20 protein-coding genes, 1 tRNA gene and 1 pseudogene are annotated in these 21,120 nt (G+C 69.9%); 3 read left to right on the top strand and 19 right to left on the bottom strand.

The window, feature by feature from the left end:
* Positions 1-100 precede the first annotated feature (100 nt).
* Positions 101-174: transfer RNA gene (locus A5694_RS02765), tRNA-Pro, on the bottom strand.
* Between the two features lie 163 nt (positions 175-337).
* On the opposite strand from A5694_RS02765, the gene A5694_RS02760 reads away from it, so the two are divergent.
* Complete coding sequence (locus tag A5694_RS02760) at positions 338-2,023, top strand: patatin-like phospholipase family protein (RefSeq protein WP_064920320.1); 1,686 nt, start codon at positions 338-340, stop codon at positions 2,021-2,023.
* Between the two features lie 5 nt (positions 2,024-2,028).
* On the opposite strand, the gene A5694_RS02755 is transcribed toward A5694_RS02760, so the two are convergent.
* Complete coding sequence (locus A5694_RS02755) at positions 2,029-2,811, bottom strand: sulfite exporter TauE/SafE family protein (protein WP_234786485.1); 783 nt, start codon at positions 2,809-2,811, stop codon at positions 2,029-2,031.
* A 61-nt stretch (positions 2,812-2,872) separates the two neighbouring features.
* Between A5694_RS02755 and A5694_RS02750 the strand changes: the two genes are divergently transcribed.
* Positions 2,873-3,307 carry a hypothetical protein gene (locus A5694_RS02750; protein ID WP_064920319.1) on the top strand — a complete coding sequence of 145 codons (435 nt, stop codon included), beginning with the start codon at positions 2,873-2,875 and terminating at the stop codon, positions 3,305-3,307.
* A gap of 10 nt (positions 3,308-3,317) precedes the next feature.
* Here A5694_RS02750 and der read toward each other — a convergent pair whose 3' ends face one another.
* From der to A5694_RS02720, 6 genes are read right to left on the bottom strand one after another with little or no spacing between them, the layout of a single operon-like run.
* On the bottom strand, positions 3,318-4,730 hold the full coding sequence (gene der, locus A5694_RS02745) for a ribosome biogenesis GTPase Der (RefSeq protein WP_064920318.1): 1,413 nt from the start codon (positions 4,728-4,730) through the stop codon (positions 3,318-3,320).
* Positions 4,727-5,419: a (d)CMP kinase gene (gene cmk, locus A5694_RS02740; protein ID WP_064920316.1), complete on the bottom strand. Its 693-nt coding sequence runs from the start codon at positions 5,417-5,419 to the stop codon at positions 4,727-4,729. Before cmk ends, der begins: the two co-directional genes overlap by 4 nt.
* Positions 5,416-6,165, bottom strand: a complete 750-nt coding sequence (locus A5694_RS02735) for a pseudouridine synthase (protein ID WP_064920315.1) — start codon at positions 6,163-6,165, stop codon at positions 5,416-5,418. Before A5694_RS02735 ends, cmk begins: the two co-directional genes overlap by 4 nt.
* The gene (scpB, locus tag A5694_RS02730; RefSeq protein WP_064920343.1) at positions 6,165-6,884 is read right to left on the bottom strand and encodes an SMC-Scp complex subunit ScpB; all 720 of its coding nucleotides are present in this window, start codon (positions 6,882-6,884) and stop codon (positions 6,165-6,167) included. Before scpB ends, A5694_RS02735 begins: the two co-directional genes overlap by 1 nt.
* A 14-nt stretch (positions 6,885-6,898) precedes the next feature.
* Entirely contained in the window at positions 6,899-7,729 is an 831-nt protein-coding gene (locus A5694_RS02725) for a segregation/condensation protein A (RefSeq protein WP_064920314.1), read from the bottom strand.
* Positions 7,726-8,583 (bottom strand): ParA family protein, encoded by an 858-nt coding sequence (locus A5694_RS02720; protein WP_064920313.1) that lies wholly within the window; start codon positions 8,581-8,583, stop codon positions 7,726-7,728. The genes A5694_RS02725 and A5694_RS02720 overlap by 4 nt, the downstream gene beginning before the upstream one ends.
* Positions 8,584-8,695: 112 nt before the next feature.
* On the opposite strand from A5694_RS02720, the gene A5694_RS02715 reads away from it, so the two are divergent.
* Positions 8,696-9,448, top strand: coding sequence for an O-methyltransferase (locus A5694_RS02715; protein WP_064920312.1), 753 nt, complete (start codon positions 8,696-8,698; stop codon positions 9,446-9,448).
* Here A5694_RS02715 and xerD read toward each other — a convergent pair.
* From xerD to A5694_RS24445, 11 genes and pseudogenes are all read right to left on the bottom strand, one after another.
* A complete protein-coding gene (gene xerD / locus A5694_RS02710) occupies positions 9,445-10,401 on the bottom strand; it encodes a site-specific tyrosine recombinase XerD (protein ID WP_064920310.1) in 957 nt (318 codons plus the stop codon). The two genes, A5694_RS02715 and xerD, sit on opposite strands and share 4 nt — an antisense overlap.
* A complete protein-coding gene (locus A5694_RS02705) occupies positions 10,398-11,021 on the bottom strand; it encodes an NUDIX domain-containing protein (RefSeq protein WP_064920309.1) in 624 nt (207 codons plus the stop codon). Before A5694_RS02705 ends, xerD begins: the two co-directional genes overlap by 4 nt.
* Complete coding sequence (locus tag A5694_RS02700; RefSeq protein ID WP_082952477.1) at positions 11,014-12,816, bottom strand: CTP synthase; 1,803 nt, start codon at positions 12,814-12,816, stop codon at positions 11,014-11,016. The genes A5694_RS02705 and A5694_RS02700 overlap by 8 nt, the downstream gene beginning before the upstream one ends.
* A gap of 140 nt (positions 12,817-12,956) precedes the next feature.
* Positions 12,957-13,916, bottom strand: coding sequence for a copper transporter (locus A5694_RS02695; RefSeq protein ID WP_064920308.1), 960 nt, complete (start codon positions 13,914-13,916; stop codon positions 12,957-12,959).
* 10 nt (positions 13,917-13,926) lie between these two features.
* Positions 13,927-15,108, bottom strand: coding sequence for a putative cytokinetic ring protein SteA (gene steA / locus A5694_RS02690; protein WP_064920307.1), 1,182 nt, complete (start codon positions 15,106-15,108; stop codon positions 13,927-13,929).
* A gap of 84 nt (positions 15,109-15,192) precedes the next feature.
* Positions 15,193-16,992, bottom strand: coding sequence for a DNA repair protein RecN (gene recN / locus A5694_RS02685; protein WP_064920305.1), 1,800 nt, complete (start codon positions 16,990-16,992; stop codon positions 15,193-15,195).
* Between the two features lie 4 nt (positions 16,993-16,996).
* The gene (locus tag A5694_RS02680) at positions 16,997-17,923 is read right to left on the bottom strand and encodes an NAD kinase (protein WP_064920341.1); all 927 of its coding nucleotides are present in this window, start codon (positions 17,921-17,923) and stop codon (positions 16,997-16,999) included.
* Between the two features lie 2 nt (positions 17,924-17,925).
* A complete protein-coding gene (locus A5694_RS02675) occupies positions 17,926-18,732 on the bottom strand; it encodes a TlyA family RNA methyltransferase (RefSeq protein ID WP_064920304.1) in 807 nt (268 codons plus the stop codon).
* A gap of 6 nt (positions 18,733-18,738) precedes the next feature.
* Positions 18,739-18,915 carry a hypothetical protein gene (locus A5694_RS23875; RefSeq protein ID WP_165604348.1) on the bottom strand — a complete coding sequence of 59 codons (177 nt, stop codon included), beginning with the start codon at positions 18,913-18,915 and terminating at the stop codon, positions 18,739-18,741.
* A gap of 38 nt (positions 18,916-18,953) precedes the next feature.
* A complete protein-coding gene (locus tag A5694_RS24450) occupies positions 18,954-19,943 on the bottom strand; it encodes an HAD-IIA family hydrolase (RefSeq protein ID WP_267887734.1) in 990 nt (329 codons plus the stop codon).
* 36 nt (positions 19,944-19,979) lie between these two features.
* A pseudogene (locus A5694_RS24445) lies at positions 19,980-20,876 on the bottom strand (tetratricopeptide repeat protein); the annotation flags it as partial.
* Positions 20,877-21,120: the final 244 nt, after the last annotated feature.

Raw genomic sequence — 21,120 nt, 5'->3', positions numbered from 1 at the left:
GCCGATCACCGCCGCCCGGTCGATGTCGCTGCAACCACCTCAAAACGCAGAAAACGCGGCTCCGTACCTTCGAAACCGCCGCTGAACTGCTAAAACTCTGTCGGGCTGACAGGATTTGAACCTGCGACCACTTGACCCCCAGTCAAGTGCGCTACCAAACTGCGCCACAGCCCGCCACCGCCGAGCAAGCCCGGCAGCAGGTCGAAAGCCTACCGCAAGCCGCCGGGCGCGCCGAACCCGCGTGGACCGCGTCGGCCGCCCGAAGAGAAACGCGTAGGCTCGCCACCCGAGCCTGCCTCCCCCTCCGGCAGCGCCACAACACCAGGAACCGCGACTGATGCAGATCCCCTTTGTCGAAGCCCTGCTCGGCATGGTCGATCGCCGCCCGGAACCGATGCACATCCCCGGGACCACCGAGGACGCCGTCACCGACGACGTCGTCGATGCCGTGGACATCGGCGATGCCATGCTGTTGCTGCAGAAGATGGAGAACCGGCTGGTCCGGCACGCCTTGCGCCATCCGGACGCCTTGAGCAGTGAACAGCTGCGCCGGCTTCGTTACCTGCTCAATTTCGCCCGGCTCGACGACTTCGAGCCCGGCGCGGCGGGACCGGGCGGCACCCGCGGACGCGGAGACGTCTCCGTCGGCGCCGAGCTGGCCTCCTGGCGCACCAAGGTGGCCGACACGCTCTACGGCCCGCTGCGCGAGGAACGCGACCCGGTGATCGCGCTGACCGCGGCCCGCGACGCGCTGGGCGGCCTCGCCGCCGGCCAGGACGAGCAGCGCCGCCAGCTGGTCGAGCACCACGGCAATGACTTCTCCTCAGCCGAGCTGGACGCCGAGGTGGGCCACAAGAAGTTGGTCACCGTGCTCGGCGGTGGCGGCGGCGCGGGCTTCGTCTACATCGGCGGCATGAATGCGCTGTTGGAGGCCGGGCCGGTCCCCGACTACCTGATCGGATCGTCGTTCGGCTCGGTGCTGGGCTCGGTGGTCAGCCGGGCGCTGCCGGTACCCATCGAGGAATACGTCGCGTGGGCCAAGACGGTGTCCTATCGGGCCATCTTGGGGCCCGAGCGGCGCCGCCGCCGGCACGGCCTGACCGGGGTGTTCTCGCTGAAGTTTGACCAGTTCGCCGACGCCATGTTCCGCCGCGAGGACGGCGAGCCGATGCGGATGTCGGATCTGGCCATTCCGTTCGATGCGGTGGTGGCCGGGGTACGCCGGCAGCCGTTTGCGCACCTGCCGGCGCGGTATCGCAATCAACGGCTCGCCGCGCTGCAGCTGCGGTCCTTTCCGTACCTGTCGATCGGCTTCGGCGCGCAGGTGGCGACGCGAATGTGGCAGACCGCGGCGTTCATCGACCCGCGGGTGGTCACCCCACTCATCATCGGTGGCGACGATCCGGACTGCGACGTCAACGTCGTCGATGCGGCGTCGTTCTCCTCGGCGATCCCCGGGGTGCTGCACCATGAGACCAAGGACCCGGCGATGCAGCCGCTGTTCGACGCGCTGCTGGCCGACAACGACGTCGGTGCCCTGGTCGACGGGGGCGCGGCCAGCAATGTGCCGCTGGAGCTCGCCTGGAAACGCGTCCGCGACGGCCGGCTGGGCACCCGCAACGCCTGCTACCTCGCCTTCGACTGCTTCCATCCGCAGTGGGACCCCAAGCATCTGTGGCTGGTGCCGATCGCCCAGGCGATCCAGCTGCAGATGGTGCGCAATGCCCCCTACGCCGACCATCTGGTCCGGTTCTCCCCCACGCTGTCGCCGGTGAACCTGGCGCCCTCGGCCGCCACCATCGAACGGGCCTGCCAATGGGGCCGCAAGAGCGTCGAACGTGCGATTCCGGTGGTCTCGGCGCTGCTGGAACCCATCTGGTGGGACGGCGAAAAGCCGGCGGCGGCGCCCGCCGAGCCCCCCGCTTCGGTGCACTCGCACGCCGCGCCGATGAGTACGGTCATGTCCGCGTTCCGGACACCACGGAGCCGCTGGGAACGGTGGCGCAACCGCGACGCGATCTGACCCGCTCAGACCGCGATCAGCCGGTAGAGCCCGATCAGGCCGACCACGACGATCACCGCCCGCAGCGCGTTCGGCGACAGGCGGCGCCCGTAGTGCCCGCCCAGAAATCCGCCGATCAAAGAGCCGATCGCGATCAATCCCGCTGCCACCCAACTGATCCGGTCGAACGCCGTCACGATATACGCGCCCGCGGCGACGACATTGACGATCAGCACCAGCAGGTTCTTCGCGGCGTTCATCCGCTGCATGGACTCGGGCAGCAGCACTCCCATGACACCGATCAGCAGGATGCCTTGGGCCGCAGCGAAGTAGCCGCCGTACACGCCGACGGCGAAGGTCCCGATCACCAACGCCGCCAAGCGGCCACCGCTGAGCTGCTCGACCGAGCGGCCGGCGGCGGCCGCGCGGCGCTGCGCCAGCAACTGAATCCGCGGGCCGATCACCACCAGTGCCAGGGCACCGACCAACAACGCGGGGACGATTCGGTTGAACACGCGCTCGGGCAGATGCAACAGCAGGTAAGCCCCGAGCATGGCACCGAGCAGCGAACCCGGGATCTGCCAGCGCAACCTGTCCCACTGGCCGCCCAGTTCGCGGCGGTAGGCCCAGGTGCTGGAGATGCCGCCGGCCACCAGCCCGACCGAATTGGAGATGGTCGCGGTCAGCGGCGGAAACCCCAGCGTCACCAGCGTCGGGAACGTGATCAGGGTGCCCGAGCCGACGAGGGCGTTGATCGCTCCAGCGCCCACCCCGGCCAGGATGATCAACACCATCTGCGAGACCGGCACCTGCTGCACCCTACGCTGATCGTGCAGACGACTAGGACCAGCCGGGTTGAAAGGTGATGCGATGATCGGCACAACCGGAAAGCTGGCCGTCGGTGCTGCCTGCGGGTTGGTATTGGCCGGCGGGGCCGCGCCGACGGCCCAGGCCGACCCGGAGGTGCCGTCGGGCCAGTACGCCTTCAGCGCCCAGCACGGCCCGTCGCAGCGGTCAGCGACGTGGACCTTCACCCCGTGCGGGCCGACCTGCACCACCGTCGACGGGGAACGCTGGCTGCAGAACGCCGAATTTCATCTCAACGGTGGCCGCTGGGAGTACACCGGCCGGGGCAGCATGGACTGCCCGGTGGACCACACCCCGCTGCCCGTGTCGAAAACGGTCAGCTTCGACGCGGTGACTCTCACCGGCCAATGGACCACCGCCACGCTGGAGCAGTGTGGCCGAGGGCCGGCCGGCGGCGTGGTCGGGCAGTGGGATTTCCAGCTGACCAAGACCGGGTAACCCGAGGGGTTCACCGAGAACGCTTGGCGCCCCGCTTCTCCCGCACCCGCACATTGATCCGGATCGGGCTGCCCTCGAACCCGAACGTCTCCCGCAGCCGTCGTTCCAAAAACCGGCGGTACCCGGCCTCCAGAAATCCGGTAGAGAACAACACGAACGTCGGCGGACGCGACGCCGCCTGGGTGGCGAACAGGATGCGCGGCATCCGGCCGCCGCGGGCCGGCGGCGGTGTCGCGGCGACCACTTCCTTGAGCCAGGTGTTCAGCTGACCGGTCGATATCCGGGTGTCCCACGACGCCAGCGCGGTCTCCAGCGCGGGCACCAACTTCTGTACCGCGCGACCAGTTTTGGCCGAGATGTTGACCCGCGGCGCCCACGCCAGCCGGGCCATCTCCCGGTCGATCTCCTTGTCCAGCAGGTAACGCCGGTCCTCGTCGACCAAATCCCACTTGTTGTAGGCCAGCACCACCGCCCGGCCCGCGTCGATCACCATCGACAACACCCGCTGATCCTGCTCGGTCAGCGGCTGGGAGGCATCCACCAAGACGATCACCACCTCGGCGGCGTCGATCGCGCCGTGGGTGCGCACCGAGGCGTAGAACTCGTGGCCGCTGGCCTGCCCGACCTTGCGCCGCAGCCCGGCGGTGTCGACGAAACGCCAGATCTTGCCGTCCATCTCGATCAGTGAGTCGACCGGGTCGACGGTGGTTCCGGCGACGTCGTGCACCACCGAACGTTCATCGCCGGCCAGCCGGTTCAACAGCGAACTCTTGCCGACATTGGGCTTGCCGACCAGCGCCACCCGTCTGGGACCCCCTCCGCCACCGGCGGTTTCGGCGACCTCGGGCAGCTTGGCGATCACCTCGTCGAGCAGGTCGGCGACGCCACGCCCGTGCAGCGCGCTGACCGCATACGGCTCGCCCAGCCCCAGCGACCACAGCGCCGCTGCGTCGGCTTCGCCGCGTTCACCGTCAACCTTGTTGGCGGCCAGAAACACCGGCTTGCCGGAGCGGCGCAGAATCTTCGCGGCGGCCTCGTCGCCGGCGGTGGCGCCGACCACCGAATCGACCACCAGGATCACCGCATCGGCGGTGCGCATCGCCACCGACGCCTGCTCGGCCACCAACTGCTGCAAGCCTTTGGCGTCGGGTTCCCAGCCACCGGTGTCCTGCACCACGAAGCGCCGCCCGGTCCACAGCGCGTCGTAGGAGACCCGGTCGCGGGTCACCCCGGGCAGATCCTGCACCACCGCCTCGCGCCGGCCCAGAATACGGTTGACCAGAGTCGACTTGCCGACATTCGGCCGGCCCACCACGGCCACCACCGGCGGCGGCCCGGAGTCCTCGACGACTTCGTCGAAGCCGCCGTCTTCACCGATCTCCCAGTCAGTTTCGTCGACCCAGGTGCCGTCGGATTCACTCATCGGATCGCCCCGCAGCGCTGCTCGACCAATTCCCGCAGGTGGTCGACCACCTGCGCCTGTGTCATCTCCCCGGTGTCCACGATCACCGCATCGTCGGCGGGCCGCAGCGGCGACACCGCCCGGGTCGAATCCAGTTCGTCACGGCGCAGCACGTCGGCCAGCACCGCCGCATAGTCATCGCCCAGCCCGGCCGCCACGTTCTGGTCGTTGCGCCGCCGGGCGCGCGTCTCGGCAGAGGCGGTGAGGAAGATCTTCACGTCGGCGTCGGGCAGCACCACGGTGCCGATGTCACGGCCTTCGACCACCACCCCGCCGGCCTCGCCGGCCAGCTGCCGCTGAATGGCGACCAGCCGGGAGCGCACCGCCGGAATCGCCGACACGCCCGATACCGCCCGGGTCACCTCGTCACCGCGGATCTCACGCGAAACATCTTCTCCGCCAAGGTATGCACGGTCACCGTCCGGGTGGGAATCCACGGCGACCTCGACGCCTTCGGCGACCCGGGCAATGCCGTCGGCGTCATCCAGTGCGACACCAGATCGCAGCACCGCCAGCGTGACGACGCGGTACATCGCACCGGTGTCCAGATAGCGTTCCCCCAGGGCGCGCGCCAATCCGCGTGCCACCGTGGACTTTCCGGTTCCGGCTGGCCCGTCGATGGCCACCACGACGCCGCTATCCGTGCTCACAGTCCGACCGCCTTGTACAGTTCGCCGATCTCCTTGCGGCCCAATTTCCGGATGGTGCCGGGCCGCTGCCCGCCCAGCGCAACCGCGCCGATATCGGTGCGCACCAGCTCCTGCACCGGAAACCCGACCGCCGCCAGCATCCGGCGCACGATGCGCTTGCGTCCCTCATGCAGGGTCACCCGCACCAGCGTCTTGCCGGGCACGGCGTCGACCACCGCGAAGTCGTCGACCTTGGCCGGTCCGTCGTCGAGTTCCACGCCCTCGCGCAGCTTCTTGCCGAGACCGCGGGGCACCGTCCCGAGCACGGTGGCCACATAGGTTTTGGGCACCTGATAAGACGGGTGCATCAGCCGGTGCGCCAGCTCGCCATCGTTGGTCAACAGCATCAGACCCTCGGTGTCAGCGTCGAGGCGTCCAACGTGAAACAGCTTGGAATCGCCGCGAACCCGGTGCTCGACGTAGTCGCCGATGCAGGGCCGGCCGCGGTCGTCCGACATCGTCGAATGCACGCCGCGCGGTTTGTTCAGCGCCAGGTACACCCGGGTGTCATCGACGGTCACCCGAGCCCCGTCGACCCGGATCACCGCGGCACCGGGGTCCACTCGGGTGCCCAGCTCGGTGATCACCTGCCCGTCCACCTCGACCCGACCGTCGAGAATCATCCGCTCGGCGACGCGACGCGAGGCAACTCCGGCCTGCGACAACACTTTCTGCAGGCGCACGCCCTCTTCATCAGGCCAGGCCATCAGTCGTGGTCCACATCGAAAGTCAGCGGCTGATCAGCCGCCGGCGCACCGCCGAGTTTCATGAAACGCGGTTCGCTGTCCAGGGATTCGCTCAGATCATCGATCACGTCGACATCGGGCAGCAGCGGGGCGATGTCCGGCAGGTCCGATAACGATGACAGGCCCAGCCGCTCCAAGAACAGCTCCGTGGTCGCGAACGTCACCGCGCCGCTGTCGGCGTCGGTGCCGGCTTCGGTGATCAGACCACGGGCCAGCAGGGTACGCATCACCGCGTCGACGTTGACGCCGCGCACCGCACTGACCCGGGCGCGGGTCACCGGTTGCCGGTAGGCGACCACGGCCAGCGTCTCCAACGCGGCGCGGGTCAGTTTGGAGCGCGCACCGTCGAGCAGCAGGCGCTCCACATACGGGGCGAACCGGGCGCGGGTGTACAGGCGCCAGCCGCCGCCGGCCTCGCGCAGGTCGATGCCGCTGTCGCGTTCGGCGAATTCGTCGGCCATCGCGCGCAGCTTGGCCGCGATCCGATACACCGGCTGGTCGGTGGCGGCCGCCAACGCCTCGACGGTCGCCGGGGTGTCCACCACCAGCAGCAGCGCCTCGAGCACCGCGCCCAGCTCGGAGTCCTCGAGCTCGGGCGCGACAGCGACATCGATTCCCAGATTGGAGCCGTCGGCGGCAGCCGCGGAATCCTCCGACACCTCGGGCATGTGGTCAGTCATCAATTCGTCTCGCACTACTCGGCCGATTCTGCTTTCACCAGGTCTACTAGCTCTCCCGCGGCCGGAGACTCACCGGTCCACGACACCTGGAGCACACCAAGTGGTTCTGACTGGTCGAATGCTACCGCCCGCGCCCGATACAGTTCGAGCAGCGCCAGGAAGCGGCCGACGATCTCGATCGGTGCCCGGCAGTCGGCGACCAGTTCGGAGAACGACGCCCACTGTCCGGTACCCCTCCGCTCCAGCAGCCTCAGCAGCACACCGGCCTGCTCGGGCACCGACACCATCACCTGATGCAGGTGCTCGGTGCCGACCGTCGGGGCCGGTCGCGGGGTGAAGGCGGCCGCCGCGATCTGGGCGAACGATTCGGCGTCGACGCCCAGCATCACCTCGGGCAGCAGGTTGGCGAAGCCGTCCTCCAGCGACACCGCGCGCGGATAGCTGCGCAGCGCGGCAGCTTCGAGCTCGGCGAACATCTGCGCGACGTGCTTGAAGGCCCGGTACTGCAGCAGCCGGGCGAACAGCAGGTCCCGGACCTCCAGCAGGGCCAGATCCTCTTCGTCGTCGACCTGGCCGGCGGGCAGCAGCCGGGCCGCCTTGAGGTCGAGCAAGGTGGCGGCGATGACCAGAAACGCCGTCGTCTCCTCCAGGCCCAGCTGCGGGCCGACGTCGCGGGTGTAGGCGATGAAATCATCGGTGACCTGGTGCAACGCCACCTCGGTGACGTCCAGGCGGTGCGCGAAGATCAGCTGCAGCAGAAGGTCGAAGGGGCCCTCGAAGTTGGTCAGTCGAACGCGAAAACCGGTGGCAGCCGTTTCGGTGTCGGTCTCGGTGTCGGTACTCACGCGCCGAATCGGTCGATGACTTCGCGGGCCAGCGCGCGGTAAGCCAGCGCACCGCCGGATTTGGGGGCCCAGGTGGTGATGGGCTCGCCCGCCACGGTGGTTTCGGGGAAACGGACGGTGCGGGTGATCACCGTGTCGAACACCAGGTCGCCGAAGCGCTCCACCACCCGCGCCATCACTTCCCGGGAGTTGACCGTACGCGGGTCATAGCGGGTCAGCAGGATGCCGCTGATCTCCAGCTTCGGGTTCAGCCGGTCACGGACCTTCTCGACGGTGTCGGTCAGCAACGCCAGGCCGCGCAGCGAGAAGTACTCGCATTCGGTCGGGATCACCACCCCGTCGGCGCACGCCAGCCCGTTGACGGTGAGCAGCCCCAGCGACGGCTGACAGTCCACCAGCAGATAGTCGTAGCGGTCGAGCACCGGGCGCAGCGCACGGGTCAGCGAATGCTCCCGGCCCACCTCGTTGACCAGCTGGATCTCGGCCGCCGACAAATCGATGTTGGAAGGCACCAGGTCCAGATTCTCCACCCGGGTCGCCATGAGCACGTCGTCGATGTCGACCCGCGGCTCCACCAGCAGGTTGTGGACGGTGTGCGCCAGCTCGTAGTGCGGCACCCCGAGGCCCGCCGACAGCGCGCCTTGGGGGTCCAGATCCACCAGCAGCACCTTGCGGCCGTATTCGGCCAGCGCCGCGCCGAGGTTGATGGTCGAGGTGGTCTTGCCGACGCCGCCCTTCTGGTTGCACATCGCGATGACCTTGGCGGGGCCGTGTGTCGAACGGGGCTGCGGCTCGGGGATGTTCCGCGGTGGACGCCCGGTCAAGCCGACGCCGGGGGTGTCGTCGTCGCTCATGGCCGGTTCGGCGAGGTGGTGGCGGACATCCGAAGAAGTCTAACGGGTGACCGACGCCCGCACCTGCTACATGAACACTCCTCAGGCGTGCCGAGCGCCATAAGATCCACCCATGAGCCTCAAACGACACATCCCCTTCCTGCGGTGGTCGTTCCTGCGGATGGCGACCGGCGCGCGCAACATCACCACGACGGGCCAGATCGGCGACGGCCGCGAAGAAGCCGCCGTCGACTACGTGCTGTCCAACGCCCGGGCCGGCGATATCGACGACGTGCTGGCTCACATCGACGAGTTCGCCTATGAGAAGTCGCTGCTGATCAACATCGGCGACGAGAAGGGCGCGCTGCTCGACGCCGCCGTGCAGCGGGCCAACCCGACGCTGGCCCTGGAGCTGGGCACCTACTGCGGGTACAGCGCCCTGCGCATCGCGCGCGCCGCACCGGCGGCCCGGATCTATTCGGTCGAGCTCGCCGAGGCCAACGCCGGCAACGCCCGGCAGATCTGGGCGCACGCCGGGGTGGCCGACCGGATCACCTGCGTGGTGGGCACCATCGGCGACGGCGGACGCACGCTGGACGCCCTGACCGCACGGCACGGCTTTGCCGCCGGCGGCCTGGACTTCTTGTTCCTCGACCATGACAAGGACGCCTACCTGCCCGACCTGCAGAGCATTCTGGACCGGGGCTGGCTGCACCCCGGATCGGTCGTGGTCGCCGACAACGTCAAGGTGCCGGGCGCGCCGCGCTACCGCGAATACATGCGCGCCCAGCAGGGGTCGCACTGGGACACCACCGAACACAAGACGCATGTGGAGTATCAGCGCCTGCTGCACGATCTGGTGCTGGAGTCGACGTTTCTGGGCTAGCGGGCCCGAGGGTGGGCGCCGGCCCACACCTCGCGCAGCGTGTTGACCGTGACCAGCGTGTAGATCTGCGTGGTCGACACCGAGGCGTGCCCGAGCAGCTCTTGCACCACCCGCACGTCGGCGCCGCCGTCGAGCAGATGGGTCGCAAACGAATGCCGCAAGGTGTGCGGTGACACCTTCGCGGTGATCCCGGCCCGTTCGGCGGCGTCCTGCAGCACCTGCCAGGCGCTCTGCCGCGACAGCCGGCCGCCGCGGGCGTTGAGGAACACCGCCGCCGTGCCGCGGCCCCGGCCCGCCAGGCCCGGGCGGCCCCGCACCAGGTAGGCGTCCAAGGCCGCCACCGCGGGCCGCCCCACCGGCACCAGCCGCTGTTTGCCGCCCTTGCCGCGCAACAGCACCGACCGGTCGCGCACGTCGATGTCGTCGAGATCCAGGCCGACGGCCTCCGAGATGCGGGATCCGGTGGAGTACAACAACTCCAGCAGCGCCCGGTTGCGCAGCGTCAACGGGCCGTCCGAGGCGCTGTCGCCGCCTGCGCCGGCCAACAGCGCCGACACCTCGTCGATGCTCAGGCTCTTGGGTAGCCGGCGTCCCGGCGCCGGCGGCTTGACCCCGCGCGCCACATCCACAGCCGCCATGCCCTCGGCGGCGGCGAACCGGTGCAGACCCCGCACCGCGATCAGTGCGCGCCCGGCCGAGACCGCCGACAGCGCCGGCACGCCGTTTTCCGGATCACCGCGCCGCAGCGCCACCAGGAATTCGGTGACATCGCTCTCCCGGACGTCAGCCAGGTCCTCAACTCCGCGGGCCAACAGGTGCTCGCTGTAGCGCCGCAGGTCGCGCCGATAGGAGCTCAACGTGTTGGCGGCGACCCCGCGCTCGATCGTCAGATGATCCAGATAACCCTGCAACTGCCCGGTCAGCGGGGCTACCGGCCGGGCCGCCGCGGTCATGACCGGCTCTGCCTGGCGGCGAACGCGGTCGGCCTGTCGACCCATTCGGCGTCCACCGGACGTGGGGTCCCCAGACCCTGGCGGTACGTGTAGGCGGCCAGAATCCCCGCCACCGCAATCGCATTGACGATCTCGCCGCGCAACACCATCCTGGCCGCCTCGGCGAGCGGATACCAGCGCAGCGTGAGATCGGCTTCCTCGTCGTGGGCCTGCGGGCGGTCGACCTCGGAAAGGCCGGTGGCCAGATACACCCGCACCGACTCATCGGAAAAGCCCGGCGTGGAGTCCAGGTCGACCAGCACCCGCCAGGTGGTCGCCGTCAAACCGGCCTCCTCGACGAGTTCACGTCCGGCGGTCAGGTGCGCCGCCTCACCACGGACGTCGAGCAGTCCGGCGGGCAGCTCCCACAACCGGCGGCCGAACGCGTGGCGGTACTGGTAGATCAGCGGGATGTTGCCGGCCTCATCCATGGCCACCACCCCGACGGCGCCGTAGTGCTCCACCACATCGCGGGTGGCCGTCTTGCCGCCCGGCATCCGCACCTCGTCACGGCGCAGCGCGAAGATCTTGCCGCTGTGCAGCAGCTGCGACGAGGTGGTCTCGAAGACGTGGTCAGCCACGGGTTACGTGTTCCGGCAGGGCTTCTTGCAGCGGGTCGGTCAACGGCTGGGCGCTGCCGCCGTGCGCATCGGCTCCGTTCTGGGCATCGAGGGCCTCGTGATGTTCGTGGTGGTGCTCGGGGATCTCCACCGGCAGCCGCTCGGCGGCCTTGTAATCGATGGCCGCACCGATGAAGGCGGCGAACAGCGGATGCGCGCGGGTGGGCCTGCTCTTGAGCTCCGGGTGCGCCTGGGTGCCCACCAAAAACGGGTGCATCTCCCGGGGGTACTCGACGAACTCCACCAGCTTCCCGTCCGGCGAGGTGCCGGAGAAGCGCAGCCCGCTCTCGGCGATCCGGTCGCGGTAGGCGTTGTTGACCTCGAAGCGGTGCCGGTGTCGTTCGGAGACCTCGGTGGCTTGATAGGCCTCGGCCACAATCGAACCCGGTTCCAGCACAGCAGGATAGGCGCCGAGGCGCATGGTGCCGCCGAGGTCGGCGGTTCCGGCGACCGCATCCTGCTGATCGGCCATGGTCGCGATGACCGGATCAGGGGTGTCCGGATCGAACTCCGCCGAGCTGGCCTGCGTGATCCCGGCGGTACGGGCCGCGTCGATGACGATGCACTGCAGGCCCAGGCACAATCCCAGCACCGGCAGCGCATGGGTGCGGGCATAGGCGATGGCGCCGATCTTGCCCTCGATGCCCCGGATCCCGAACCCGCCCGGAATCAGCACCCCGTGCATCTCGCCGAGAGCGGCGGCCGCCCCGGCGGGGGTTTCGCACGCATCGGAGGCAACCCAGTTGATCTCGGCCTTCGCATAGTGGGTGAACCCGCCGGCCCGCAGCGCCTCGGTCACCGACAGGTAGGCGTCGGACAGGTCGATGTACTTGCCCACCAACGCGATTCGCACGGTCTCATGCGGTTCGTGGACGCGGCGCAGCAGCTCATCCCACTCGGTCCAGTCGACGTCCTTGAACGGCAGGTTGAGCCGGCGCACCACGTAGGCGTCCAACTCCTCGCGGTGCAGCACCTTGGGGATGTCGTAGATCGACGCCGCGTCCGGGGTGGAGATCACCCCGTCGACGTCGACGTCGCACATCAGCGCGATCTTGTTCTTCAGCGGCTCGGGCACATCGCGGTCGCAGCGCAGGATCAGCGCGTCCGGGGTGATACCGATGCTGCGCAGCGCCGCCACCGAATGCTGGGTCGGCTTGGTCTTGAGCTCGCCCGACGGGGCCAGATACGGCACCAGCGACACGTGCAGGAAGAACACGTTGTCGCGGCCGACGTCGTGGCGGACCTGCCGGGCAGCTTCCAGGAACGGCTGCGATTCGATGTCGCCGACGGTGCCGCCGATCTCGGTGATGACGACGTCGGGGCGCCGCCCCTCGGCGTCCGGCTCGGACATCGCCAGGATGCGCCGCTTGATCTCGTCGGTGATGTGCGGGATCACCTGCACGGTGTCGCCGAGGTACTCGCCGCGGCGTTCCTTGGCGATGACCGTCGAATACACCTGCCCGGTGGTCACATTCGCCGACCCGGGCAGATCGCGGTCCAGGAACCGCTCGTAGTGGCCGACATCGAGGTCGGTCTCGGCGCCGTCTTCGGTGACGAAGACCTCACCGTGCTGGAACGGATTCATCGTTCCCGGGTCGACGTTGAGGTAGGGGTCGAGCTTCTGCATGGTGACCTGCAGGCCGCGGGCGATCAGCAACTGACCGAGGCTGCTGGCGGTCAAACCCTTACCCAGCGAGGATGCAACTCCACCGGTGACGAAGAGGTGCTTCGGCTCGGTTTGCGGATGCTTTCGCAGTGGTGGCAACACCAACCTCCGTGACGACGGCGCAGGATTGAGGGCCTGCCGACCCACGGAATCTCACCCTAACATCGTCAGCGGCCCCCGGCCGCTGACACGCCCGGCCACGCCCGGCCACGCCGGCCGCGCCGTGTGCTCTACTGCGCCAGCGTGACCGAGCCGGCGCCGTGGCCGATGCCGTACTGCCCGGGGTGCCCGCCGTTGAGCAGGCTGCTCACCGCCATGACGGTGGTGATCCGGCCGGCCTCGAGGTCGACGTCGTCGACGGTGCTGACCGCTTCGGCGACCGCCGAATCGGTGCGGGCCATCGCGACGGCCGCGGTGCCCGAGGCGCAGCCGTCCCGGCCGGCCAGCACCGTCGCCGAGCCGTGCGGGGCCAGGGCCGCCGCGAACCGGGCCACGCTCACGCCACTGCTGCCGGCGTCGTCGGGCAGCGCTCCCCCGGTGACCACCACGGCCGCATCGGCCGGCGCGAACCGTTGGTCACGGTAGGTGATGAAACCGGTGTCGCGCAGCGCCGCCAGGACGGTGCCGCGCTGGGCGTCATCGACGGGGGGGCCGGGCCGAGCAGCCGGGTCGGGATGGCGCGAGTTGATCAGCAGCGCGATACCCAGTAGGTCGCCGGCCTGGGCGCCCGGGTCGATGAGCGTGGTGCTCAGTTGGGCACCGGCCGGCACGATCCCGGATTCCACCACCGCACGCAACTTCTCCTCGGCGTTGCCGCCGACGAACTGCTCCGTCAGAGCGACCGTGCCGGTGACGGATCCGCCCGCCTGGCCGATGATGCGTGCCACCGCCTCGACGTCGTCGGCGGCGGCGTCGGGGGTCGCAAAGATCACCGTGGACTTGCCGGTCAGCGCGTCATGCACGATCCGGGGTGCCATTGCCGCATCGAAATCGTTGGCGTTGCCGAGCCGCTCGTCCAGTGCGCTGCGCTGTGCGTGCAGCGCGTCGATCTGCGCGCGCAACTCCTGCTTATCGGACTGCAGGCTGCCCAACACCCGCCCCGACAGCAGCCCGGAGCCCAGCACGACGCCGAGCACCAGTGCCAGCAGCACCGCGGTCAGCGACATCGCGTGGTAGCGCGGGGTGATCATCGCAGTTCCCTTAGGTCACCCAGTGCTGCAGCCACTGCGTCAGGTGATGCCAGTAGTTGCTGAGCCAGTCGAGCACCACGGCGTCGGTCTGCGAGACCCACAGCGCCACGATGACCGCCATCAGCATCGACAGCACCAGCAGTGCAATCGCTCCCGCGGAGACCCGATTGCGGTACAGCGTGGCGACGGCGCGGGCGTCGACCAGCTTCTCGCCGACCTTGAGCCGGGTCAGGAACATCGACGGATTCGTCAGCTGACGGGTCCGGTCGAAGAACGTCTCGATGTTGGCGGTGTGCCCCGCCGTCACCAGCAGCGCCGCACCATGGTGGTCGGCCAGCAGCAGCGCCAGGTCCATGGCGGAACCGGCGGCCGGGAACGTCATCGCCCCCACACCCAGGTCCTGGATGCGCTCCAGGCCCGGCGCGTGACCGTCGGCGTCGGCGGGCAGCACCACCTGCGAACCGCACCGCAGCACCTCCGCGCTCATCTGGTCGGGGTCGCCGACGATCAGCTGCGGGCGGTATCCCGCCTTGCGCAGCACGTCGGCGCCGGCACCGATCCCGATCAGCACGGGCTGGTACTCCTTGATGAACGGCTTGAGACACTTGAGGTCGTCGGCGGCATCGGGTTCGTCGCCCACCAGCACGACGTGCCGGCGGCGCAGGTCGACATCGATCTCGGGGATCCCGATCCCGTCGATCAGCAGCGGGCTCTCGCTGCGGATGAACTCGATGGTGTTGCCGGCGAAGGACTCCAGGTGAGCCACCAGTCCGGTCTTGGCCTCGAGCATCAGGTCGGCGATCTCGACATCGTTGCGTTCCACGCCGCGCGCCAACCGCCGGTCGCCGGAGTAGACGGCGCCGTTGTGCAGCCGGACCTTGGCGCCGTCGCGAATCTTCTTGAACACCGTCGGCCCGGCTTCATCGATCAGGGTGACGCCGTTGGCGACCAGCACCTCCGGCCCGAGGTTGGGATAGCGCCCGGAGATGGACGCCGAGGCGTTGACGACCCCGGCGATCTCGGCTTCCACCAGGGCGTCGGCGGTGATCCGGTCCAGGTCGAGAATGTCGAGCACCACGATGTCACCGGGCCCCACCCGCCGCAGCAACCGGTCGATGTCGTGATCGACGCGGGCCGTGCCGACGACACCAGGCCGGGAGGTGTTACGAGACAGCAGCGCAGGCATCTTCATGTCCGCGATTGTGTCCGGGAAATCCCCGAAATCGGGGAGGCGCGCCGTAACAACAGCACCACTAGTTACGAACAGTCACACCAGTCACACGGTTGTGGCCGGGGTGGCGCGGTCCGCGTCGCCGTCTTCGCGGGCCGCATTGAGGAGTTCCCGCGCGTGGGCGCGGGCCGTGTCGGTCTCGCCCAGCCCGGCCAGCATCCGGGCCAATTCGGCCACCCGGTCCTCGCCGTCCAGCCGCCGTACCCCGCTGGCGCCGTCCCGGCCGGTGGGCTCCACCATCAGGTGCACATCGGCATAGGCCGCCACCTGCGGCAGGTGCGTCACCACGATGACCTGGTGCGTGCGGGCCAGCCGGGCCAGCCGGCGCCCGATCTGCACGGCCGCGCGGCCGCCCACGCCGGCGTCGACCTCGTCGAACACCATCGTGGTGCCGGCCGAGCTGCGCGCCGACGACAACGACGAGGTGGCCAGCACCACCTCCAGGGCCAACATCACCCGGGACAGCTCGCCCCCGGAGGCGCTCTTGGCCAGCGGTAGCACCGTCATGCCCCGGTGCGCGGCCAGCCCGAACTCGACGTCGTCGATACCGTCGGCGCCGGCATGCACGGTCTGCCCGGACGGCAACCGCAGGGCGGCCGGGTCGTCGTCGGCGGCCGGGCTGTGGCTCACCCGGATGCTGAATTCCGCGTCGGCCATCGCCAGCCCGGACAGCTCGGCGCTGACCGCCTTGGCCAACCCGCGAGCCGCTTTGCCGCGCGCGGCGCTGAGCTCGGTGGCCGTCTTCACCACCTGCTCGGCGAGCTCGTCGACGCGGCGGGCCAGCCCGGCGAGCGCTTCTTCGGAGACGTCGAGCTGAGCCAGCCGGTCCCGCGACTGCGCCGCCCAGGCCAGCACCCCATCGATGTCGGCGGCGTATTTGCGGGTCAGGATGCGCAGCTCGGCCTGCCGCGCCAGCTTGGCGTCCAGCGCGTCGGCGCCGGTGGGCAGCTCGTCGAGGTAGCCGCCGAGTTCGCGGGCCACATCGCCGACCACCGTGAGCGCCTCGCCGAGCTGTTCGCCCAGCGCCTGCAGGGCGGTGTCGTCGGTGGCGGTCAGCGCCGCCTTGGCCTGCCCGAGCCGGTCGGTGGCCGAGGACGCCACCATCTCGTCATCGGCGCCGTCCAGTGCGGCCCGCGCCCCCGACGCCGCGGCGCGCAGCGCGTCGAGCTCGGAGAGCCGACGGATCTCGACCGTCAGTGCGTCGTCCTCTCCGGGGTGCGGATCGACGGCGTCGATCTCCCGCAGCGCGAAGGTGAGGCGGTCGGCTTCCTGGGCCAGTTCCCGGGCACGGTTGCCGCGATCGACGAGTTCGCGTCGCGCCGCCAACCAGGCCTCCCGGGCGCTGCGGTAGCGCTCCAGCCGGGCGCCGACCGCGGCGAACCGGTCCAGCGCCGCGCGCTGCTCCTCCGGGCGCATCAACCGCAGCTGGTCGTTCTGGCCGTGCAGGGTCAGCAGCCCGCCGGTGAAACCGCTCAGCGACTTGGCGGGCACCCCGCGACCGCCGAGGTAGGCCCGCGACGGGCCGTCGGCGCTGACTGAGCGCGCGGCGATCACGCTGCCGTCCTCGTCGCGCTCGGCGCCGGAGGCCTCCAGGATCTCGTCGATCTGCGCGGCGGCCGCCGGCGCCAGATCGGCGGTGCAGAACCGGCCCTCCACCACCGCGCGGGCCGCCCCCGAGCGCACCCTGGTGGCGTCGGCGCGGGCGCCCCCGAGCAGGTGCAGCCCGGTGACGACCATCGTCTTGCCGGTACCGGTCTCCCCGGTCAATACGGTCAGTCCACGGTCGAATTCGGCGGTCGCCGCGCGGATCGCACCCAGCGACTCAATGCGGATCTCCGTCAGCACTCGACTACTGCCCGCGCCAGCCGGTCACCGGCAGCCGGAATTTGCGCACCAGCCGGTCGGTGAACGGGGACCGCCCCAGCCGCGCCCATTTGACCGGGGTGACCCCGCGTTGCACCTCGAGGCGGCCACCCGCGGGCACCAGCATCTTGCGCCGGCCGTCGCAGAACACCAGCGCATTGTGCCCATCGCTCTCGACTTCGATCGCGATCGTGGACTCGGGGCTGGTGACCATCGGCCGGGCGAACAAAGCGTGGGCGTTGTTGGGCACCACCAGGATCGCGTCCAAGTCGGGCCAGAGCACCGGCCCGCCCGCGGAGAACGCATAGGCGGTGGAGCCGGTCGGTGTCGAGATCAACATGCCGTCGCAGCCGAACGTCGACACCGGCCGGCCGTCCACCTCGACGACCACGCCGAGCACGCCTAGCCGCGGGCCCTTCTCCATGCTCGCCTCGTTGAGCGCCCAGCCGCGGTCGATGATCTGCCCGTCGGCGCGCACCACCACGTCCAGCGTCATCCGGTCCTCCACCCGGTAGTCCCGGGCGATGATGTGGTCGAGGACCCGGTCGATGTGGTCGGCTTCGGCCTCGGCCAGGAAGCCGATCCGACCCAGATTGACTCCCAGCACCGGGATGTCGGCGCTGCGGGCCAGTTCGGCGGCCCGCAGGAAGCTGCCGTCGCCGCCGAGGACCAGCACCAGTTCGCAGCCCTCGGCGGCCCGGGTGTCCGGGTCCACCACGTCGATCTCGACGCCGAGTTCACGCATGTCGTCCGGGGCCAGGTGCAGCGAGCCCTTGTCGACGGCTTCGGCGGTCAGCACCCGCAGCGTGATGCCGTGGTCACCCAACACCTTCTCGACGCGGCGGGCGGTGTCGGTGGCCTCTTCACGCCCGGTGTGCACCACCAGCAGAACGGTGCGCTGTTGGCTCCCGATAGTCACTGGGGTCCCTTCGCGACGGCTTCCTTGACGGCTGCATCCAACGCATCACCGGTCAGCGGTGCGGCGGCGGCACGCAGATGCAGAAAGTATTCGACGTTGCCCGACGGGCCCGGCAGCGGACTGGCCGTGACCGCGACGGTGTTCCACCCGAGGTCTGCCGCCCGATGCGCCACCGCGCGCACCGCGTCAGCGCGCAGGCCCGGGTCAGACACCACCCCGCCGGCACCCACCTGTTCTCGTCCCACCTCGAACTGCGGCTTCACCATCGGAACGATATCGGCGCCCGGTGACGCGCAGCCAGCCAGCGCGGGCAACACGGTGGCCAGCGAGATGAACGACAGGTCGGCGACGATCAAGTCGACGGGGCCACCGATGGCCTCGGGCGTCAGGCCCCGGACGTTGGTGCGTTCGACGACGACGACGCGCGGGTCGGTGCGCAGCGCCCAGGCCAACTGGCCGTAGCCGACGTCGACGGCGATCACCCGGGCCGCGCCCCGGTCCAGCAGCACTTCGGTGAATCCGCCGGTCGATGCGCCGGCATCCAGGCAGTGCCGGGCGGCGACGGTGATGCCGAAGGTGTCCAGGGCACCGATCAGCTTGTGCGCCCCGCGCGACACCCAGCTGCGTTCGCCATCATCGACGACGGCCAAGGCGGCGGTGAGTGTCACCGCGGTGGCCGGTTTGACTGCCGGGATGCCGTCGATGGTCACCTTGCCGGCGCCGATCAATTCGGCGGCCTGCTGGCGCGAGCGCGCCAGTCCGCGCCGGACCAGCTCGGCGTCAACGCGAGCGCGCCGCGACATCTGCCCTCAGCCCTTCTCCACCGACTCCAGAGCGGCCACCAAGACCTCATGGGCTTCTTCGAGCCGCTGCGCCAACGCGTTGAGATCGCTATGGGCCGGCAGTTCGGCCAGCTCGGCTTCCCCGGGCAGCTCGGCCAGTAACGCCGCGATGCGCTCCCGGACATCATCAATCTCAGTGTTCATGGGTGCCACCAACGCTAGACCATGCCAGGTGGGGCCCCTTACGGCCAGGGGCCGAGCAGGGACCACTGTTGCAGAGCCTTGCCGGCGGTGTCGTCGGCGGACTCGACGGAAAACGCGCGCCCGGCCAGGTCGGCGTCGGCCACCGCACTGGCGAGGCCACGCACGATCGACAGCCCATCGGCGTCGTCGTCTTCGGGCTGCGCGGTGGCGACGGTGATCGTCGTACCGTCGACGCTGATCTGCCATTGCGGCTGCGGGCCGATGGCCGCCCGGTTGGCGTCGAGATGCAGCGATCGCAGATCGTGGCCGATGTAGGTGGGGCGTTGCTCGGCTACGGCGCCGACGGCGTCGCGTGCCGAGTTGACGCCGGTGAGCACCATCAGGCTCGGCAGCGCGGCGGCGTTGGCGGCGGCGATGTCGGTGTCCAGCCGGTCACCGACGACCAGCGGGGCATAGAACTCGCCGCGGGTCAGCGCCTCGGTGAGCAGTCCCGGGCCGGGCTTGCCCGCCACCTGGGGTTCGGCATCGGTGGCGGCCCGCAGCGCGGCCACCATCGATCCGTTGCCGGGCAGCAGGCCGCGCTCGGACGGCAGGGTCTTGTCGACGTTGGTGGCCATCCACATCGCTCCGGCCCGGATCGCCAGGGCCGCCTCGGCCAGCTCAGCCCAGCCGGTCTCGGTGGACAGTCCCTGCACCACCGCGGCCGGCTCGTCGGCCGCCAGCCGCACCGGTTCCAAACCGGCGGCGGCGATTTCGGCGGCCAGCGATTCGGTGCCGACTACCAGCACCCGCGATCCGGCGGGCAGTTGCCCGGCGAGCAGGTGTGCCGCGATCTGGGCGCTGGTGGCCACGTCCTCGGCGGCCGCGGTGAAGCCCAGTTGACGCAGGTGCTCGGCTACTTCGGCGGCGCCCCGAGAGGAGTTGTTGGTGATGAACAGCCCGCGGCTCTGCACCTGCGCCAGGGTCTCGACGGCTCCCACGGTGGGTTCGCCACCGCGGAACACCGTGCCGTCGAGATCGAGTAGCAGACAGTCGTATTCGTCTGCCAGTGTGGCGGAGCCGCCCAGTTCGGCGATCCGCTCCTCGACATCGGTCACGCCTTCGGTGTCGGCTGCCGCGGCCTTGAGGAACCAGTCCAGCGCCTCGGCGTCGCGGCCCAGGGCCACCAGGGTCTCGGCGTGGGCGTAGTGCAGCCGGGCCACCGTCGACCCGGTGCGTTCGGGGTCGGTCGGCGCCGCCGCCAGCACCGTCAGCGCCTGCTCCAGCTGGCCCAGGTCGGCGCGGGCGCCGGCGACGACGATCCGCAGTTCGTCAGCCTCGTCGCCCTCCAGTTGGGCGGCTTCGGGGCTGGCGGCCAGTTCGATCGCCCGCTGCGGCCGGCCCAGGCCGCGTTCACAGTCGGCGATCAACGGCAGCAGCGCGGATTTGCTGCCCATCCGGCGCGCGGCGCGCAGCTCGGCCAGCGCCTGTGTCCAGTCGCCGCAGTGGTAGGCCGCGATCCCGACCGCCTCGCGTACGGCGGTGATCCGTGTCGAGCGCGCCCGGGCCGCCTGGGCGTGCCGCAAGGCGGCCTGCGGGTCGTCGTCGAGCAGCATGCCGGCGGCCACCAGGTGGCAGGCCACGCCGTCGGCGGCGGACCGGCTCAGCGTGCTCAGTTCCCGACGCACTTCCGGGGCCAGCTGTTTGGGTTCGATCCCGGCGGGAAGCGGCGGGTCGTCGTAGCGCGGGGTGGGTTCCTCGCCGGCTGGCCGCGGCGGCCGTGAACCGCCGTCGTGATCACGCCGAGGCGCGGTACGACGGTCCCGGTCCGGTCTGGGGCCCCGAGGCGTTCGGCGCTGATCGCCGGTGGGTGGTGTGCGCCGCTGATCGCCGGCTCCCCGCCTTTGCTGCGGACCGCGTTGGCCACTTCCGGTGCCCCCGCGCGGCTGACCACGCCCGCCACTTGCTCTGTTGTCGACCACGGAAACCTTTCGCGCCTAAAACCTCGTGTAAGGATACGGGCCGCCGGCATTTCTCCGCCGACTGCACCGATCCCCGAACCGCGTGCCGAGCTGCCGGCTGACCAGGAATGCCTGCCCCGCGGGTCGTCGGCACAAATGATCGCCCGCTATTCGTGGGCGTGCGGTGTAAATGCCTGTGGCCCCCAAGTTGTTTGGGGGCCACAGGGCTTTTAAATTGTGTTCGGCGGTGTCCTACTTTTCCACC

It is taken from the genome of Mycolicibacter sinensis (assembly GCF_001667945.1).
In the GTDB taxonomy this organism is placed as follows: domain Bacteria; phylum Actinomycetota; class Actinomycetes; order Mycobacteriales; family Mycobacteriaceae; genus Mycobacterium; species Mycobacterium sinense_B.
The sequence above is the reverse complement of the archived record's forward strand: the minus strand, read 5'-3'. Positions and strand labels throughout refer to the sequence as shown.

Excerpts from the sequence above, each read along its gene's own strand:
- A5694_RS02715 (WP_064920312.1), top strand. The coding sequence starts at position 8,696 with ATGAGCCTCAAACGACACATCCCCTTCCTGCGGTGGTCGTTCCTGCGG.
- steA (WP_064920307.1), bottom strand. The coding sequence starts at position 15,108 with ATGAAGATGCCTGCGCTGCTGTCTCGTAACACCTCCCGGCCTGGTGTC.
- scpB (WP_064920343.1), bottom strand. The coding sequence starts at position 6,884 with ATGACTGACCACATGCCCGAGGTGTCGGAGGATTCCGCGGCTGCCGCC.
- A5694_RS02675 (WP_064920304.1), bottom strand. The coding sequence starts at position 18,732 with ATGTCGCGGCGCGCTCGCGTTGACGCCGAGCTGGTCCGGCGCGGACTG.
- A5694_RS02750 (WP_064920319.1), top strand. The coding sequence starts at position 2,873 with ATGATCGGCACAACCGGAAAGCTGGCCGTCGGTGCTGCCTGCGGGTTG.
- A5694_RS02695 (WP_064920308.1), bottom strand. The coding sequence starts at position 13,916 with ATGATCACCCCGCGCTACCACGCGATGTCGCTGACCGCGGTGCTGCTG.
- A5694_RS23875 (WP_165604348.1), bottom strand. The coding sequence starts at position 18,915 with ATGAACACTGAGATTGATGATGTCCGGGAGCGCATCGCGGCGTTACTG.
- A5694_RS02760 (WP_064920320.1), top strand. The coding sequence starts at position 338 with ATGCAGATCCCCTTTGTCGAAGCCCTGCTCGGCATGGTCGATCGCCGC.
- A5694_RS02720 (WP_064920313.1), bottom strand. The coding sequence starts at position 8,583 with ATGAGCGACGACGACACCCCCGGCGTCGGCTTGACCGGGCGTCCACCG.
- A5694_RS02735 (WP_064920315.1), bottom strand. The coding sequence starts at position 6,165 with ATGGCCTGGCCTGATGAAGAGGGCGTGCGCCTGCAGAAAGTGTTGTCG.
- xerD (WP_064920310.1), bottom strand. The coding sequence starts at position 10,401 with ATGACCGCGGCGGCCCGGCCGGTAGCCCCGCTGACCGGGCAGTTGCAG.
- der (WP_064920318.1), bottom strand. The coding sequence starts at position 4,730 with ATGAGTGAATCCGACGGCACCTGGGTCGACGAAACTGACTGGGAGATC.